General features: G+C 51.4%; 18 protein-coding genes and 4 pseudogenes. 5 read left to right on the forward strand and 17 right to left on the reverse strand.

Annotation, left to right across the window (positions count from 1 at the left end; genetic code table 11):
* On the reverse strand, positions 1 to 570 hold a 570-nt coding region (locus tag D6C13_RS10810), incomplete at its 3' end, for an MFS transporter (RefSeq protein WP_120132905.1).
* 239 nt (positions 571 to 809) lie between these two features.
* On the opposite strand from D6C13_RS10810, the gene D6C13_RS10815 reads away from it, so the two are divergent.
* On the forward strand, positions 810 to 1805 hold the full coding sequence (locus D6C13_RS10815; RefSeq protein ID WP_120132758.1) for an acyltransferase: 996 nt from the start codon (positions 810 to 812) through the stop codon (positions 1803 to 1805).
* A gap of 6 nt (positions 1806 to 1811) precedes the next feature.
* Here D6C13_RS10815 and D6C13_RS10820 read toward each other — a convergent pair whose 3' ends face one another.
* From D6C13_RS10820 to D6C13_RS10840, 5 genes and pseudogenes are all read right to left on the reverse strand, one after another.
* Positions 1812 to 2726, reverse strand: coding sequence for a GlxA family transcriptional regulator (locus D6C13_RS10820; RefSeq protein WP_120132759.1), 915 nt, complete (start codon positions 2724 to 2726; stop codon positions 1812 to 1814).
* Between the two features lie 46 nt (positions 2727 to 2772).
* A pseudogene (locus D6C13_RS10825) lies at positions 2773 to 3315 on the reverse strand (isochorismatase family protein); the annotation flags it as partial.
* A gap of 143 nt (positions 3316 to 3458) precedes the next feature.
* Positions 3459 to 4055 carry a DJ-1/PfpI family protein gene (locus tag D6C13_RS10830; RefSeq protein WP_120132761.1) on the reverse strand — a complete coding sequence of 199 codons (597 nt, stop codon included), beginning with the start codon at positions 4053 to 4055 and terminating at the stop codon, positions 3459 to 3461.
* A gap of 87 nt (positions 4056 to 4142) precedes the next feature.
* Positions 4143 to 5174, reverse strand: a complete 1032-nt coding sequence (gene idnD, locus D6C13_RS10835) for an L-idonate 5-dehydrogenase (protein WP_120132762.1) — start codon at positions 5172 to 5174, stop codon at positions 4143 to 4145.
* Positions 5175 to 5318: 144 nt separating this feature from the next.
* A pseudogene (locus D6C13_RS10840) lies at positions 5319 to 6500 on the reverse strand (benzoate/H(+) symporter BenE family transporter); the annotation flags it as partial.
* A gap of 137 nt (positions 6501 to 6637) precedes the next feature.
* Between D6C13_RS10840 and D6C13_RS10845 the strand changes: the two are divergent.
* Together D6C13_RS10845 and D6C13_RS10850 are read left to right on the forward strand one after the other, a co-directional pair.
* On the forward strand, positions 6638 to 7204 hold the full coding sequence (locus D6C13_RS10845) for a helix-turn-helix domain-containing protein (protein WP_120132763.1): 567 nt from the start codon (positions 6638 to 6640) through the stop codon (positions 7202 to 7204).
* A gap of 29 nt (positions 7205 to 7233) precedes the next feature.
* Positions 7234 to 7686 (forward strand): GNAT family N-acetyltransferase, encoded by a 453-nt coding sequence (locus D6C13_RS10850; RefSeq protein ID WP_120132764.1) that lies wholly within the window; start codon positions 7234 to 7236, stop codon positions 7684 to 7686.
* Here D6C13_RS10850 and D6C13_RS10855 read toward each other — a convergent pair.
* Complete coding sequence (locus D6C13_RS10855; protein WP_120132906.1) at positions 7670 to 8152, reverse strand: GNAT family N-acetyltransferase; 483 nt, start codon at positions 8150 to 8152, stop codon at positions 7670 to 7672. The two genes, D6C13_RS10850 and D6C13_RS10855, sit on opposite strands and share 17 nt — an antisense overlap.
* 14 nt (positions 8153 to 8166) lie before the next feature.
* On the reverse strand, positions 8167 to 8706 hold the full coding sequence (locus tag D6C13_RS10860) for a hypothetical protein (RefSeq protein WP_120132765.1): 540 nt from the start codon (positions 8704 to 8706) through the stop codon (positions 8167 to 8169).
* Between the two features lie 162 nt (positions 8707 to 8868).
* Here D6C13_RS10860 and yfcF point away from each other — a divergent pair, with 162 nt between their 5' ends.
* Positions 8869 to 9501 (forward strand): glutathione transferase, encoded by a 633-nt coding sequence (yfcF, locus tag D6C13_RS10865; protein WP_120132766.1) that lies wholly within the window; start codon positions 8869 to 8871, stop codon positions 9499 to 9501.
* A gap of 40 nt (positions 9502 to 9541) precedes the next feature.
* Here the strand turns inward: yfcF and D6C13_RS10870 are convergent, their stop codons facing one another.
* Together D6C13_RS10870 and bhsA are read right to left on the reverse strand one after the other, a co-directional pair.
* Positions 9542 to 9988 carry a GNAT family N-acetyltransferase gene (locus D6C13_RS10870; protein WP_120132767.1) on the reverse strand — a complete coding sequence of 149 codons (447 nt, stop codon included), beginning with the start codon at positions 9986 to 9988 and terminating at the stop codon, positions 9542 to 9544.
* Positions 9989 to 10172: 184 nt separating this feature from the next.
* The gene (gene bhsA / locus D6C13_RS10875) at positions 10173 to 10430 is read right to left on the reverse strand and encodes a multiple stress resistance protein BhsA (protein WP_120132768.1); all 258 of its coding nucleotides are present in this window, start codon (positions 10428 to 10430) and stop codon (positions 10173 to 10175) included.
* Positions 10431 to 10836: 406 nt separating this feature from the next.
* Here bhsA and D6C13_RS10885 point away from each other — a divergent pair, with 406 nt between their 5' ends.
* On the forward strand, positions 10837 to 11085 hold the full coding sequence (locus D6C13_RS10885; protein WP_120132770.1) for a GlsB/YeaQ/YmgE family stress response membrane protein: 249 nt from the start codon (positions 10837 to 10839) through the stop codon (positions 11083 to 11085).
* A gap of 143 nt (positions 11086 to 11228) precedes the next feature.
* On the opposite strand, the pseudogene D6C13_RS25790 reads toward D6C13_RS10885, so the two are convergent.
* The 7 genes and pseudogenes from D6C13_RS25790 to urtD form a co-directional block, all read right to left on the reverse strand.
* Positions 11229 to 11339, reverse strand: a pseudogene (locus D6C13_RS25790) (type II toxin-antitoxin system Phd/YefM family antitoxin); the annotation flags it as partial.
* 88 nt (positions 11340 to 11427) lie between these two features.
* A complete protein-coding gene (locus D6C13_RS10895; RefSeq protein ID WP_120132772.1) occupies positions 11428 to 11811 on the reverse strand; it encodes a hypothetical protein in 384 nt (127 codons plus the stop codon).
* 310 nt (positions 11812 to 12121) lie between these two features.
* Positions 12122 to 13762 (reverse strand): glycosyl hydrolase family 28-related protein, encoded by a 1641-nt coding sequence (locus tag D6C13_RS10900; protein ID WP_120132773.1) that lies wholly within the window; start codon positions 13760 to 13762, stop codon positions 12122 to 12124.
* A 593-nt stretch (positions 13763 to 14355) separates the two neighbouring features.
* Entirely contained in the window at positions 14356 to 14877 is a 522-nt protein-coding gene (locus D6C13_RS25795; RefSeq protein ID WP_208642885.1) for a hypothetical protein, read from the reverse strand.
* A gap of 83 nt (positions 14878 to 14960) precedes the next feature.
* Positions 14961 to 15135: pseudogene (locus tag D6C13_RS10910) on the reverse strand (isochorismatase family protein); the annotation flags it as partial.
* A gap of 105 nt (positions 15136 to 15240) precedes the next feature.
* Entirely contained in the window at positions 15241 to 15939 is a 699-nt protein-coding gene (gene urtE / locus D6C13_RS10915) for an urea ABC transporter ATP-binding subunit UrtE (protein ID WP_120132774.1), read from the reverse strand.
* 11 nt (positions 15940 to 15950) lie between these two features.
* The gene (urtD, locus tag D6C13_RS10920) at positions 15951 to 16748 is read right to left on the reverse strand and encodes an urea ABC transporter ATP-binding protein UrtD (protein WP_120132907.1); all 798 of its coding nucleotides are present in this window, start codon (positions 16746 to 16748) and stop codon (positions 15951 to 15953) included.
* Positions 16749 to 16755 lie beyond the last annotated feature (7 nt).

Here is a 16755-nt window from a genome sequence, read left to right on the forward strand (position 1 = left end):
TTTCCATAAACCCCACAGCGCAATGGCGGCGAGCACGGCAAATATCACAAACATCACCTGCCACGGCGCAACATGGATCAGCGCCGCACCGGCCAGCGGGCCGAGCAGTGGCGCAATCAGCGCGACGTTGGCCATCATGGCGGTGATTTTGATACACACCGATTCCTCAAAAGATTCCTGTATCGCGGCATACCCGACGGCGCCGATAAAGCACAGGCTAATCCCCTGAAGGAAACGCATCACCATAAACTGTTCGATGTTTTGTACGAATAAAATCGCCAGACAGGTAATGATGAAAAAGGTCACGCCGGTCAGCAATACCGGACGACGCCCGCGGCGGTCTGACAACGGCCCGAGCAGCCATTGCAGGAACATCCCGCCAGCAAGATAGGCGGTCATGGATGTCGGCACCCATTCTTCCCCGGCATTAAAATTAGCCACGACGGCCAGCATGCCCGGTTGGATCATATCGTTGCCGATATAGGTCGCGAACTCGAAAAGCACCAGACACAGAGGGAACAAAAGCGCCTGCCGACCCAGAAGGGACGCAGTATTTGGAGAATTATGCATTTTTAGTTATTTCACAGACGTTAGGCTAATTGGTTGAAAATTAGCAAAAAATAAGAGACTGTCCGGGCGGGTTTCGCAAGCGAGGCAGTAATGCCGGCTATTTTGCCGATTATTTGAGCGCAACGCAATCATCTGATTTATGTTCAGCACAATCTGAGATCAGTGCTTTTGCCTTGTTAGCCGCGTGAAAGCTCGCTACGCTGCAAAGAGACCCATCGATAAGAAGGAAATTGCAGGTAATGAGCCAAAAAATCAGCTGGATAGATAATCTGCGCGCGCTCGCCTGCATGATGGTAGTGGTGATCCACGCCAGCACGTCGCTGGTGGTGAATTTCGCTGCGGTCCATACGGCTGAATGGACCGTCGCCAATCTGCTCAATTCGGCTTCACGGGTCTGTGTGCCGCTGTTCTTTATGATTTCCGGCGCGCTGTTCTTTGGCGAGAAGAGTGCACAAAAACGGCATTTCCTGCGCGTCACGTTATGCCTGTTGTTCTACAGCGCCGTCTCGCTGATTTACATTTTCACGATGACAAAAATCGGATTTTGGCCGTCTTTGCGCCTGATTCTGGAAAAACCGGTGTTTTATCACCTTTGGTTCTTCTACGCGATTATCGTCATTTACCTGCTTTCCCCGCTGATTAACGTCAAAGCCGTTTCCGGAAAATACCTGCTTATTGCCGGGCTTCTGCTTGGCGTGCTGGCGAACCCGCAACTTCCGGCAGTGACATGGCAGAAAATCCATCTTCTGCCGCTGGATTTGTACATCAGCGGCGATACATTTTATTACGTCCTTTACGCCCTGATGGGGCGCGCCATCAGCCAGCTTCAGACTGAGAAAACGGCGGTCACGCTGGCGGCCAGCGTTACGTTTATTCTCAGCACGCTGGCGATTGCCACGGGCACATACAGGCAGATGCAAATTAACCAGAATTTCGCCGACACTTTCTACGTCTACAGCGGCCCGCTGGTGTTTATTTCCGCCACGTCGCTATTTGTGGTTTCCAAAAACGGACTGGCGCATCGTATCCTGCCGGGATTTGCGCCTATCTCCCGTTATTCGCTAGCTATCTACGGCTTTCACGCGCTGATCATCATCGGGTTACGCAGTCAGCACTTCGATTTTCCGCAATATCCGCTGCTGAACGTCGCGTATCTGTTTGCCTGCGGACTGGGCGGTGGTTTATTACTGGCGATGGCGCTGGGAAAAATAGACCGGCGGAATTGGGTGAGCTGAACGCCTTCAGCCCCATCGTTCCTGCGCCCGCCTGAATTGCCTTGCTGACGAGAATCCGGCGGCGAGGGCGGCTTTTTCGATACCCGCGCCCTGTTGCAGGCGCTGCTGCGCGACGGCGATGCGCAGTTGTTCGTGGTAGTCGCGCACGCTGATGCCCAGATGCTGGCGGAATAAACGGGTGAGGTGGCGGCCGCTGATGTGCGCTCTGGCGGCGACGTCTTCCACCTGCCAGGCGGATTCAGGTTCGGCGGCCATCAGGTTTTGCGCGCGATGTACGGCGGGGTGCAGGTGATTGCGGTAGCGCAGCCACGGGGAAAGTTGCGGATCATCGCCGCCACGGCGGAAATACACCACCATTTCGCGGGCGACATCCAGCGCGGCCTGCGGCCCTGAATGCGTGGCGATCAGATGCAGCGCCAGATCGATACCGGCGCTGATGCCCGCGCTGGTCAGCACAAAACGGTCTTCGACAAATATCCGGTTATCTTTTACCTGCGCGGCGGGTACCTGCTGGCGTAAACGGTCGATCACATCGTGGTGCGTGGTGCACTGATAGCCATCGAGCAGCCCGGCTTTACCGGCCAGCAGGCTGCCGGAACAGATACAGACCAGCGTTAAACTCCCCGTTTCAATCGCCTGTTTCTGCTGATGCAGCCAGTCGCAGGCAGTTTGGGCCACCTGCGAGGTAAAGTTTTCGGCGGATTCCGCCACGCCCGGCATGATCAGAATACTGCCTGCGGGGAGACATTCGGGCAGCGGCTGTAAATGGCTGACCGTCAGGCCGGTCGACATCATGACTTCCGCCTGCGGCCCGATGTAATGCAGGCGGAACTGCCCGCTCAGGCGCAGCGCTTCCGCCGGACCGGTGAGGTCTAACGACATCACGCCGGGTAGCGTCACAAAGTAGACATTGCGCTGCATAGTGTTCATCCGTCCGCAGGAGAAAACGCTATCTTCACACAGCGCGGTCGAGTTGCGCCAGCGCACCGGATACGTCGGTGATGGTGGCAAAGCGGTCGGCGAGAACCAGTTCGGTACGCAATTTAATGTCCTGCGCACTCAGCGTGACGCCGCTGGCGTGGGTCATCGGGAAAGTCAGCGTCGCTTCGGTCACAAAAGTCACGGAATAGCCGAGATCCGACGCCACGCGCGCCGTAGTTTCGCAGCATTGTTCGGTGCGCATTCCGGCGATGATCAGATGCGTGATGCCGTTTTCACGCAGCCAGCCGTCGAGGCCGGATTCGGTCAGGGAATTGTGCACGTGTTTATGCACCACGTGTTGCGACGTGTGTGTAAGAAAAGACATTGGTGTCACCAGACCGGAATCTAGCGAAAACACGCCATCAGGATTGACGTGAAACACGTCGATGGCCGGCACGTTGCGGGTCTGACAGCCGTCGATCAGGCAGGTTAATGCTGCTCTGAAAGCCGGTAAATCATCCTGCTGCCAGAAATCTTTTTCTTCGAAGGAACGCTGAACGTCGATATTTAACAGGGCGCTGTGTGTCATTTTCGGACTCCGTCTGATGAGTGTGAAGTCAGTGTGCGCCTGAAAGAGAGAAGGGAGAATGCCAAAAACGGACATGATACTGACGGCGGCGGACGACTTATGCCATCCGCCGGCAGTTCAGTGTTTTAATCACAGCATTTTGATCAGAGATTCTGGTCAGCGCGCCAGTGGTGATAATCGATATGGTCAGCCTGGAAATTAGTGGTTGCAGCGTCACCGGTCAGGCGGTACGCCAGCTGGAAAGCAAAATCAAACGCCAGCCCTAATCCTTTACCGCTCAGCAGGTTGCCGTCTTCCACAAAGGACTGATTGACGTAAACACCGTCTTTCACGTCTTTGTATAAATCGCCTGAACACACGTAGCGTCGCCCTTTCAGCAGGCCGTTCCCACCCAGCACGCGCGCCGCAGCGGAACACAGCGGACAGATAAGTTTTCCGGCTTCATCATGACGCCGGACAAATTCCACCACCTCTTTGCTGGCCGCCAGCGCCACTGAACCTTCCGGCCCGCCGGGCATGACGACGGCATCGAATAAACGGTCGCCCTGTGCAGAAAGCAATTCGTTGGCCTGCATCTGAATACCGTGATAGGTACGAAGCGTCAGGCTTTTCTGGCAGGCCAGCGTAGTGACCTGAATCTCCAGTCGCTCGAGAATATCGAGCACAATCACCGCTTCGCCTTCTTCAAATCCGTCGGCCAGCAGCAGCGCGACCTGCTTTTTCACGTTGTCCTTTACCATAATGCAAATGTCCTCTGAGGATAAAAATCAGAGGACATCATAAAATGAAACGATGTTTTAATATTGTGAGTGTCGTTGCAGACTGAACTAGAAAACCAGCTGCACTTTCGATGCTTTGGATTTATCCATCGCGTAATCCAGTGCTTCGACCAGACTTTCCTGCGGGAATTCGGCTGACAGTAACGGCATCGGATCGACGGTTTTATTCGCCAGCCATTCAACTGCGGTGTTGAATTCTTCCGTGAACCGGAAGCTGCCGACCCAGTTAATCTCTTTAGCAATCAGCATCATCAGCGGGAATTCATTCACCACCGGCCCCATGCCCACCTGTACCAGCGTGCCGCGTGCGCGGGTCACTTCCAGACAACGGCGGATGGAAGACGGATGGCCGGAGGCGTCAAAAGATACGTCGAAGAAACCTTTATCCGCCTGATATTCGCTGAAATCGCCCTGCGCGGCATCCAGCGCTTTACTTGCGCCCACCGCCAGTGCCAGCGTGCGGCAGCGTTCGCTGGGGTCTGTCACCACGATTTGCGCGGCACCTTTGGCTTTCGCCGCCAGTACGATTAAACAGCCAATCGGGCCGACGCCGGAAACAAACACCGTTTTGCCATGTATATCGCCCGCCTGATTCACGGCATGAATGGCAACGGCCAGCGGTTCTGCGAACACCATCAGACGGTCGCTGACCTGATTGTCGTAAGGAATGCACTGGTTGCTGTCGACGATTTTGTACTGCGTGAACGCGCCGTTGATGTGCGGGAAATACATCGCGCTGCCGAAAAATTTCATGGTGGTGCACTGATTTTCATCGCCGGAAAGACAATATTTACAGGCTTTGCAAGGCTTGCTCGGGTTCAGCGCGACTTTCTGGCCGGGCTTGAAATCCGGGTTATCCGATTTCTCTACCACACCGACCACTTCGTGGCCGAGTACCATCGCCTCGCGCACTTTGAAATCACCCACCGCGCCGTGTTCGTAATAATGCAAATCGGAACCGCAGATGCCGCCGCGGGTGATTTTCACCAGCGTGCCCTGGCCTGTGTAGTCGATGGTCTGGTCGATCACCGAGACGTCTTTTTTCCCGGTCACGACGCAGGATTGTGTGGCAATAGTCATGGAATTCTCGCTCTTTAAAGGGCCTGATTGCGCCCAGTAAAGAGGGTTTGCCGGTCAGAAAATGTGATCGTCGTCACTTTGCGCCGTGTTACGAAAACCTGTTACCCATAACTTGAACGGACTCAACCTTTCCCGGGCGGATTTATCACGGTTTCGCGCCGGAATGCTGAGGATCAGATGCGTGATTACGCCACCCGCCAGCCCCCAGAATGCCGAACCAACACCCAGCAGCGTGACGCCGGAGGCAGTGATCAGAAAGGTGATAATCGCCGCATCGCGCTGACGTTCGTTTTCCAGCGCGCGGTACAAACTGCCCGCAATGGTGCCGAGCAACGCCAGCCCGGCGATAGTGTGGATCAGCGCTTCAGGCAGTGCGGTAAAGACCATGCCGATAGAGCCACCAAACACGCCGGCAATCAGATAGAAAACCCCTGCCGCGACGGCGGCCATATAACGCTTTTTCGGGTCAGGATGGATATCCTCGCCCATACAAATCGCGGCGGTAATGGCGGCAATGCACACGGTAAATCCGCCGAACGGCGCTAAAATTAACGCCGTCAGCGCCGTCCAGGAAATCAGCGGTGAAACGGGCAGGTGATAGCCATGCGCTTTCAGTGTGGCGATCCCCGGCGCATTTTGTGAGGCCATGGTCACGACAAAAAACGGAATGCCAATGCCGATAATGGAGGAAAGCGTGAAATGCGGCATGACAAACGCCGGTGCGGCGAAGGTCAGTGTCTGGCCGTGCAGCGCGATATCACCCTGCAATCCGGCGACGATCAGCCCGGCCGCCAGCGCGAGCACCACCGCATAACGCGCCACGGCACGTTTCGCCAGCAGATACACCAGACACATGGTGCCTGCGAGGGCGAAATTGCTTTGCAGCGAGGTAAACGCATTCAGTCCGAAACGCAGCAGGATCCCGCCCAGCATCGCAGCCGAAAGCGCCTGCGGAATATAATGCATCAGTCTGGCAAACAGGCCGGTCACGCCGCACAGCAGGATCAGGCCGGTGGCAAAAACAAACACACCGATGGCGTCGTTAAGCGAGGTGCCGGGCAGGCTGGTGACCAGTAACGCTGCGCCGGGCGTTGACCAGGCAGTCACTACCGGCGTGCGGTAGTAAAGCGACAAGCCAATACTGGTGACGCCCATACCGAGCCCCAGCATACTCAGCCAGCCGCCGATTTGTGCCACGCTGGCGCCCGCCGCTTCCGCCGCCTGAAAGATAATCGCTGCGGAGCTGGTATAACCGACTAAAACCGCGACAAATCCGGCGATTACCGCCGAAAAAGTGACATCCTGCAAACTGAAACGTGTGGCCATTTGTGAAAATCCTTCGGGTGAGCGGATGCTGGCGGTATGCTGTTGTGCGTTATAGCGCACATATGATGCGCTCAAGATATCACTGTGCGTTATAACGCACAATCGCGATGAACGATCATCGTCGCAGAGGAGACAAAATGCAGGAACTCACCCGTCATATTGGCAGCCAGCTGAAAGCGGTACGCAGCGAGCGCGGCTGGAGTCTCACTCAAACGGCAGAGCAGACCGGCGTCAGTAAGGCCATGCTGGGTCAGATTGAGCGTGGCGAGTCCAGTCCGACGGTGGCGACATTGTGGAAAATTGCCAGCGGACTGAATGTCTCGTTCTCTGAGTTTCTCGAAACGTCACCTGAACAGTCAGCGGCGTTGCATCGTCACGGTTTACTGACCACGTTTAACAGCAAAACCTCGGGGATGTGCGTCGTGCCGTTATTTCCCTACGACACGACCTTGCGGATGGACATGTTTGTTATCGATCTCGAACCGGGCGGTTGCAGCGAATCCACGCCTCATGAAGCCGGGGTTATTGAGCATGTGATTGTGATTGATGGTGAGCTGACGCTGACCGTCGACGGTGTGACGCGCTTACTGGGTGCCGGTGAAGCCCTGCGTTTTGCCGCCGACTGCCCGCACGCTTACCGCAACGAAAGCAGCCATTCCGTGCGTTTCCATGACCTGATACATTATCCGCAGTCGCGTCCGTAACGTTTTTATTTCCTGAGGAGAATGACCTGATGAGCCAGCCGCAAGATATTGTGATCCGCCCGTTAACGCCCGCTGACCGCGAAGGTTGGGAAATTCTCTGGCGTGATTATCTGGATTTTTACCAGTCAGATTTGGATCCGGCGCAGTTTGATTACACTTTTCAGCGTTTGTCACAGCCTGACTATGCCGACATGTTTGGTTATGTGGCGGAGTATGAGGGGAAACTGGTCGGCCTGGTGAACTGCATCAATCACGATCACGGCTGGCACATGCAGCAGGTGGTCTATTTGCAGGATTTATATGTCGATGACACTGCACGCAAGCTGGGGATCGGGCAGAAACTGATTGAAGCGGTTTACGCATACGCCGACCAGAACGACAAAGCCAATGTCTACTGGACGACGAAAACCTCAAACCATACAGCCCGCAAACTCTACGACCGTATTGGCGTGCTGACTGAATTTATTAAGTATTCCCGCTAATCGGTTTACGCATATTCATTTTGGTCGTGACGTAACCAAGACTGGCGTACAGTGCCTGTGCACCGGGATTGCTGGCAAAGACATTCAGTTCGATTGCCACACAGCCCTGTTCCCGCAGGCGTTCTTCCATCAGTCTGAATGCCGCCGCCGCATGACCCTGACGACGAAATTGCGGATAAACTGTCAGTTCGTACACGAATGCGCTACGCATACCATAGCGTTCCACGTTGGAAAACCATAAATAACCTGCGGTTTCGCCGTGCTCTTCGGCTTTGATCTCGAATAGATAATGATCCGGCGTATCAATGCCTTGAGGCAGCGCACTTTGCGTTGAACTGCACGCACGTTCTAATGCCGACTCTGCCTGCCAAAGACCGGCGGTCACGTTCTCTTCGGCATAATCCTTCGCCAGCTGTCCAGCAAAATCCTGATAAAACGCGGCACTCATCGGTACTAAAACGGTCATCATTTCCCTCTGATTTATTTAGTGTTTTCCGGTTTCTTATAAGGCGTGACATAGCATTCGCTGATGGTCGTGGAGTGGCTTTCGACTTGCGTGATGATGTAGCCCTTATCGGTCAGCGCCACGGAGCTGTAAGGCGTTTCGTTATGCTTATCGGAAATCACGTCTTCGAATGACTGAATGATTTTCGCCTTCTCATTGGCACGCGCCGGATCGTCAAGCCCGTCAACCTGAATCATGGCCTGTTTGAATTGGTTGTTGAAAGAGGTTTCCCCCGCGCGGCTTTCGATAATCGCCTTGATGTTCACCGTAATGTCATTGCCGAGCAAAAACAGCGTATTACTCTGATAAATCAGCACGTTTTTCCGCTTCGACACGACAAAGCCGTTCTCAATGACTTTCATTTTGCTGTTGTTCGCATATGTCACGTCATCGAGGCAGATGGTTTTATCCCCGACCTTAAACTGGCTGAAGCGCGCTTTGATTTCTTTCGGCGTGGAAGCCGCCTGCGAACACAATGGGGCAAGCAGCAAAAGAGGTAAGAGCCATGACTTCATAGGAGTTCCCTGGAAAGGTGCTGAATCAGCCGACATAACAGCAGTATAGGGAGACGTGGGCAGGATGCGAACGTTTATCTTTACCGGCCGGTTTTTTAACGACACATCCCGCTTTCTGCGCTATGTTTTTCTTCCTTTGCTTTATTTTTTCAGGAGATTTCCATGAGCCAGTCTTCGCTGATTTTGTATTCCGATGCTAATTTTTTCAGTCCTTACGTGATGTCTGCTTTTGTGGCGCTGACTGAAAAGGGCATCCCGTTTGAACTGGAAACAGTCAGCCTGGCCGATGCGGAGAACCTGAAAGAAACGTATTCCGCGCTGTCCCTGACCCGTCGGGTTCCGACGCTGACCAACGGCACCTTTGTGTTGTCCGAATCTTCGGCGATTGATGAATATGTTGAAGAGCTTTTCCCTGCGCCGACGTTTCCGGCTATCTATCCGGCGGATCCGGAAAACCGTGCCAAAGCGCGTGAAGTGCAGGCGTGGCTGCGCAGTGATCTGATGCCAATCCGTCAGGAGCGCTCAACAGAAGTAGTGTTTGCAGGGGCAAAATATCCGCCGCTTTCTGCAACCGGCCAGCAGGCCGCTGAAAAGTTGTATGCCGCCGCCGAACGTTTGCTGGGCGACAAAGAACATTTGTTTGGGGAATGGAGCATTGCGGATGTGGATCTGGCGCTGATGCTGAACCGTCTGCGGCTTAACGGCGATGCCATGCCGGAGATACTGGCGGCTTACGCTGAGGCACAATGGCAACGGCCTGCGGTTCAGGAATGGCTGGCGTTGTCGGCTAAATAACTGAAACATTGCGCGGCCAGTGCAGCCGCGCGTTGATCATTTAGCCTAATGTCTTGGTCAGGAAATACCGCGTATGGGTAGACGGCGCATCTTCAGGCGTGCGGGTGTCGCGGATATAATCTTCCAGCGCCAGTTGCATCTGGTAGCCCATCCGCTCATAGAATGGCCGGGCCTGAAAACTAAAGGTATCAACCAGCGAATAGCGACATCCCCGCGTTTTGGCTTCTGCTTCCGCTTCTGCAATCAGCTGTGTCCCGACATCTTTTCCGCGTAACGACTCATCCACCCACAACATTTGGATATACATCCAGTTACCGACCGTTTCCGCCACAATCCCGGCCTGTTTGCTGCCGTTTTCATCTTCTACAAAAACACCTAACGCACGAAATTTCGACTGCGGGATAAAGTTGCGGTTGAAATTACGCATGCCAGTTTTGATCTCCTCGAGATCGTCTTCCGTCGGGGCATGGCTGAGGCGGGTCTTCATGACAGATTCCTTTTTTAGTTAACGTTTGGTCGTGGCGAAGCGAAGGCAAAAAAAACAGAATAGTTAACGAGATAGAGGATATGCAATGAGAATGTTAAAAAATGTGGTTTAAAGCCGGGGCAAATAAAAAAGCCTGTGGAAGTCGGGCTTCCACAGGCTTTTCAGAGGGTTTTATTACCGGAGATTATTTATAGATTTCAGCGTCAGCGTGCAGTTTGTTATTACCGGTCACAGAGATGATGCGGTAAGAAGATGCACCTGCGTCTTTAGCCTGCTGAGATAATTTCGCTTCCAGACCGCCGAGGGTGGTGGAGTTGGCTGCGGAGATTACGCCGATTTTCTGCATGTCATTGGATGGCTGAGTAATCTGTTGAGCCGCGAAGCTACCAAAAGAAATCAGGGAAAGGGTTGCAGCTACAGCAAAAATTTTGACGTTTTTCATGATGATTAATCCATTCAGGTTTGTGAGAGTGAAAGGTGTTTGCCTTTCGATGGATGCATAATAGGCCGGATAGCGGACGATGAAAAACGGATTGATTTGAGTATCTCGTTCAAAATATTTGTTCTATATTTTACGCAATTTTACGTCCCCGTGCGGGTGGCTGACGAAACCGCATTCGTGCTGACACAGCCTGAAAGTGCCTTAGATTTCTCTGCGTTTCTCTCCCTTCCTGCTGATTTTGGGCGGTTTTGTCGAAAGGGTGCTAGACTTTACTTGCAGTTCAAGAAGAGGGGCGTGGGTGTAAAACACACTTTCAGCTCGCAGAACCGGAGCGGTTCTGCTCTTGTTTAGCTAACTTGGTTGAACAATATTCACGGTAACGGAAATTTATTCGGAGGAGTCGAAAATGGGAATTTTATCCTGGATTATCTTTGGTCTGATTGCAGGTATTCTGGCGAAATGGATCATGCCTGGCAAAGATGGCGGCGGATTTATTCTGACTGTCGTTCTGGGTATTGTCGGTGCCGTGATCGGCGGCTATATCAGTACTTTCTTCGGCTTTGGTCGCGTAGACGGATTTAACTTCGGCAGCTTCGTTGTCGCTGTTATCGGTGCGATTGTGGTTCTGTTTATCTACCGTAAAGTCAGAAGTTAAGGTTTCGGCCTTATGTAGAAATGCTAAAAGCCGCGCAAGTCGCGGCTTTTTTGTGTCTGTTACTCCTGAAGAATCGCCTGATAACAGGCGTCAGGTTCATGCAATCTCATAGCAAGAATATCGGCTGGAGAACGGCTGTGATGCATGACTGCGACGGGTTTGCCGTTACGATTGATCTGAACAGGTTCACGCTGGACGCTCAAAAGAACATCGCCAAATTGAGTTTTTACTTCATTAGCGCTTAATGATTTCATTTTGCTTCCTTCGAATGTTTCGTTCGATTCATTCGAAGAATTTTACGCCTGATAGCCTCAGATTGCCTGAGATTTCATCAATTCAATTTCACTCCACCGGCGACGTCGGCAGCCGCACGATGTCCTGATTATCATTGCCCATCCAGTAAACGCCTTCCTTCGCCCAGAACGGCCCTTCGATAAAATCCAGCAGGTCGGAATACTCTTCGTAGAACTGTTTGCCGTCGCGATTGTACACACGCATATAACCGGAATAATGCCCACCATCACCCGGCATGGTCATGCGTGGGATAAATTCGAAGGTCCGGAACTCACGCACCACATATTGCTGATTCGGGCTCCACTGCTCGAAGACGAGTTTCCCCTGTTTCCACCACTGATAACCTGCCGTGATAAGCGCGACCAGTACCGCCAGCGTTACCCAGCGCTTGCGCTGACGCACCAGGGCTTCGTGACTTTTGATTTTTGGCATTTTGATCCCCAATCAATTTAAAACTATTTCACTTCCCGCACAGCTGCGCCTTAATCTCAGGATCCAGCAGGTAATAAAGTCCCTGCGCGCCAGTATAATGAGGCGAAGAAGGGGCTGACAGCGAAATGATTTTCCGGTGAGCGCCGAATATTTTGCAGCGGGATTTTTAGCAGGAAAGAAGTGTGAGATGCCGCAAACCGCAGCGGCGGGCAGCAAATAATTTGATGCTGACACGCCGCTGGTGAGGAGAATTTTGTCGAAAGAGTGTGATGAACGTTAGATAGTTTCGACTATGACTCACGATGAACTATTAATCTCCATAGTATGCGATGCGAAGCTCCTTCATCACGTTGTTTAGGACATTGTTTTTCATAGTAATTAATACGTCGAGACTATTATCCAATCCGTGAGATGACGTTTTATTAGGAATATATCCCGGTGTTGTAGCTGTAGCCTGTGTGACAAGATTTGTATCAATCGGTATATCAGAGATAGCATTTCTATTATTTGTCATCTCTATAAATGGTGTTGTATTACTATTCCCATCAAATGCCGTCATTCTTCTTAGTGAAAGATTTACACTTGATGCACCCGCTGGGTTACCTGTGAGAGCATTTTCTCCAAAAGTTAAATAGCATCGCACATCTGCAATGGCTTTCATGTTGTCTGGGATATTATAAAGAAATGATATTTCGGTTCCCGCTTTTGTTGCTACTGTTTTATTTAAGTTGACAATATTTGCATTTGACTTGTCGCTAAACATAATATCACCAGGTCTAAGGTATTTGTATTGATATTTCCAACCTTTTATGATGTTATTTTGTAAGTATACAGAAGGTAATTTATCTGTATTGAATTTGAAATTTTTCACATCAAAATTAATAGTGTTTCCCGTTGCATTAAGGTTTCCAAAATAAATATCATAAAGACAGTTCTTTGTCATTACGTTATCAAAGATATTGTTTTTGGAATAAATGCTAATAGCATGGTCACAACCATTGGCAGACACTCCATTAATAAAGTTCGGTCTCGATGCATCATTAAAGTCGGCTAATGTATAATACGTTGAAACAGCATTGATGGCATTACCAATAAAGATGTTTCTAATGATGCAACCTTTAGCATTATTAAGTAAAATTCCTTCAGATGACTTTGTACGTCCTAAGTTAGGAATGAATATATCTGCGATTTCTATATTTTCCACTACGTTTGTAGCAACACCTGAACCATTAGCAGTACCCGACGCCATTGGCTGAATTTGCTTGGCTCGTTTGATGGAGCAGTCTGTGGAGTTAGCTATGAACCCGATAGAATAATATGTTTTGCTTTGATTAGGAGTAATGACGTGTAAATCATAAGCATGGCACTCATAATTAGAAGGAGTCTCTGGAGTAACGTCTGAACCAATCCCGATAAGTTGAGTCCATCCTTCTCCCCAAATATTATAAACAGAACAAAATTGGCTATTGACAATATTTACGCCATAGCCACCATCAAGGGTGGTTCCGGTATATTTTGCTACGAGGTATAAATCATGTACGGAACATTTCGAGGATTGGACGAACTGTTGATTATCCCTTAAGAAAGTGCCAAGTTTAGGGTTAACGAAGGATCTATCTGTAACAGATGCAAGTGGGAATGTGCCTGCATTGTATGAAGCTATAGCTTTATCTCGGTTTATTTCATTACTTGAACCAATAACTATACAACCACGGCCCTTTATTGCAAATGTAGGGTCTTCCATTACAATACGACAGCAAGAACCCGTACCAAATAGCTCTGTATTGCTGAATAAAAAAATTGGATACGTAAGACGATACTCAACGTTCGGGGTGGGTACAAATACACTTCCACCCCCTAACTGATGAGCCGCCGTCAGTGCACTTTGGAAAGCTAAGGAATCGTCTGCTACTCCATCACCTACAGCGCCAAAATCAATAACTGAAATCATTTCGTTAACCTTTTAAGCTAGTATATTGGGAATATTTTCTGAAATCTCAGGATTAAAACCTATTGGATCAAATTTTTCTGGGTGAGTCGTGCTGAATTTCGTCGCGATTTAGCCAACCATCTTTGTATTACCGAAAGCGTGTTTTCCTTTATTAAAATGTTGCTAAAGCTAAAAGAATCGATGAAACTACATTCATTATGAGTAAAAGATTTCGTTAGACCAATTATTATTGAGGGTGTCAGGAGTAGCACAAAAAGTATCTTACTAGATAGGCGTTTTTTGTCATAAATGTGGCAACTGTCATTCCTGATTTCGGTGGGGTGGCCCATCAAGCCCAAAAAATATAAACCTGGATCGCCACCACGCCTCGAATCTTTTACGCCTCCAACCTCTTATTACAATACTAGGGATTGATATCAACCGTATAGCTTGCGGCAGTGATTTGCAGGAGAATATAAATACATTTTGGCAGAAATGCCTGTATGTAGTTATACGAATTGATGTTTTATTATTTGTGTAAAGCCGCGTTACTCAAGGAACAGGAAAAGTAATTAATACAACTTCGTCGTCGTTCTGGACGCCTGAAAAAACTGTTACTGGCGCTGATTCTGGTGATTATTACGCTTTTGGGTGTGCGGATTCATGACGCCTTGCAGGAGCCGCTGCTGGAGCCCTGGCATAAGCTGGCACCAGACGAGCTGAGTGCTGAGCAGCGGGCGTTTGTTGAGGTAAAGCAGTAAGTGACGGACAAACTCGATAGAGAAGATCATATCCCCCTGAACCGCTATTACGATCGCAGTCCGATTTAGCCTGAACATTTTGCGCAGGACTAGAATCACTCTTATGAGCTGATACCCGCCGGGAAGCAGCATCAGTTCGCTGTCTACCGGCTGCCTGCTCAGTTCGTCCACCAGAATCGCGTAATGCTGCGGCCGCTGGCCGGAAGGTACCGGTGTGATTTCCGGCTGCCAGATTTGGGCATTCTCCAGCCCGTTCATTTCACCGGTCATGTGCTGCCAGTCCCAGCCGTGTGGCAGATCAACACGCACCGCATCCGGCAGATTCGGATACCGGCTGGCATCAAGCAGTGGCAGCAGATGCCCGTCGTCGGCCATCAGGTTCATCGCATACTGAAAGCGGCTATGCCCTTTCAGCGCCTGCGTAAGCCGGTCTTTAACCAGATGCCCGTAATTTCACGTTATGCCTTTAAGCCGCCGACTATGGCGTCCGTGTTGCTTACCCAGCCAAAAATCGCGCCCTGTACTTTGATCATCCCTAGTGCAGATTTCTGGAATAATGCATCCAAAACCGCGGTCATTGGCTTCGCGCACGGTGGTGGTTACGCACAATTCGGTGGTCACGCCGCAGACGATCGGAAAGAAGTGTGAGATGACGCAAACCGCAGCGGCGGGCAGAAAATAATTTGATGCTGACACGCCGCTTGTGAGGAGAATTTTGTCGAAAAAGTGTGATGAACGTTAGATAGCCACCAGCCCCCGCACGCCTTCCGCCTCCATTTCTTCCCCGCGGCCGCGTTTGACGATGCTGCCGCGCGACATCACCAGATAGCTGTCGGCGAGTTCTGCGGCGAAATCGTAGAACTGCTCGACCAGCAGAATTGCCATGTCACCGCGGGCGGCGAGTTGTTTAATCACTGCGCCGATTTCCTTGATAACCGACGGCTGAATGCCTTCGGTCGGTTCGTCGAGGATCAGGAGATTCGGTTTGCACGCCAGCGCGCGGCCAATTGCCAGCTGTTGCTGCTGACCGCCGGACAAATCCCCGCCGCGACGATGTTTCATTTCCAGCAGGATCGGAAACAGATGGTAGATTTCATCCGGTACCTGCTTTGCATTGCTGCCGGAAAAGCGCGATAAGCCCATCAGCAGATTTTCTTCGACAGTCAGGCGCGGAAAAATTTCGCGACCCTGTGGGACGTAAGCAATTCCCGCCTGCACGCGCTGGTGCGGTTTGCGGGAATTGATCACCTGATCCTGCCAGCTGATGGTGCCGGATTTCGCCGGGATCAGCCCCATCAGGCATTTCAGCAACGTAGTTTTGCCGACGCCGTTGCGCCCGAGGAGGCACGTCACTTCGCCGATTTTTGCCTCAAAAGACAGTCCGCGCAGAATATGACTGCCGCCATAAAACTGATTCAGTTCATTCACCTGCAACATAATGCAATTCCTCAGCGCCCTAAATACACGTCGATAACCTGCTCGTTGGCCTGCACTTCCCGCAGCGAACCTTCGGCCAGAACCTGCCCCTGATGCAGCACCGTCACGTGATCGGCGATGGTTTCCACAAACCCCATGTCGTGCTCGACCACCATCAGCGAATGCTTGCCCGCCAGCTGTTTGAACAGCTCGGCGGTGTATTCCGTTTCGGCGTCGGTCATGCCTGCTGCCGGTTCATCGAGCAGTAATAAATGCGGCTCCTGTACCAGCAGCATGCCGATTTCCAGAAACTGTTTCTGACCGTGAGACAGCAGCCCCGCGAGGCGATGGCGCTCAGCCGCCAGACGCAGTGTGCCGAGCATTTCATCAATGCGGTCGCGCTGCTCGCTGTTCATTTTGGCGCGCAGGCACGCCCATACCGACTTATTAGTTTTCTGCGCGATTTCCAGATTTTCGAACACCGTCAGTGCTTCAAACACCGTCGGTTTCTGGAATTTCCGGCCGATGCCGGACTGCGCAATGCGTACCGGATCCAGCTTCGTCAGGTCGGTGCGCTGATCGTAAAAAACGCGGCCACTTTGCGGTTTGGTTTTTCCTGTGATTACGTCCATCAGCGTAGTTTTTCCTGCGCCGTTCGGGCCAATCACACAACGTAATTCGCCGACGCCGATGTTCAGCGACAAATTGGTCAGCGCCTTAAATCCGTCAAAGCTGACGTTGATGTTTTCCAGCTGCAAAATCGGATCGGTTTGCCGGCGATGCTTGTCCGCCAGGTGTGGCTGGGTAAACAGGTCTTCGGTCATGGTCATCGGGCTC

The sequence above is a fragment of the Rahnella woolbedingensis genome, assembly GCF_003602095.1.
Lineage (GTDB): Bacteria > Pseudomonadota > Gammaproteobacteria > Enterobacterales > Enterobacteriaceae > Rahnella > Rahnella woolbedingensis.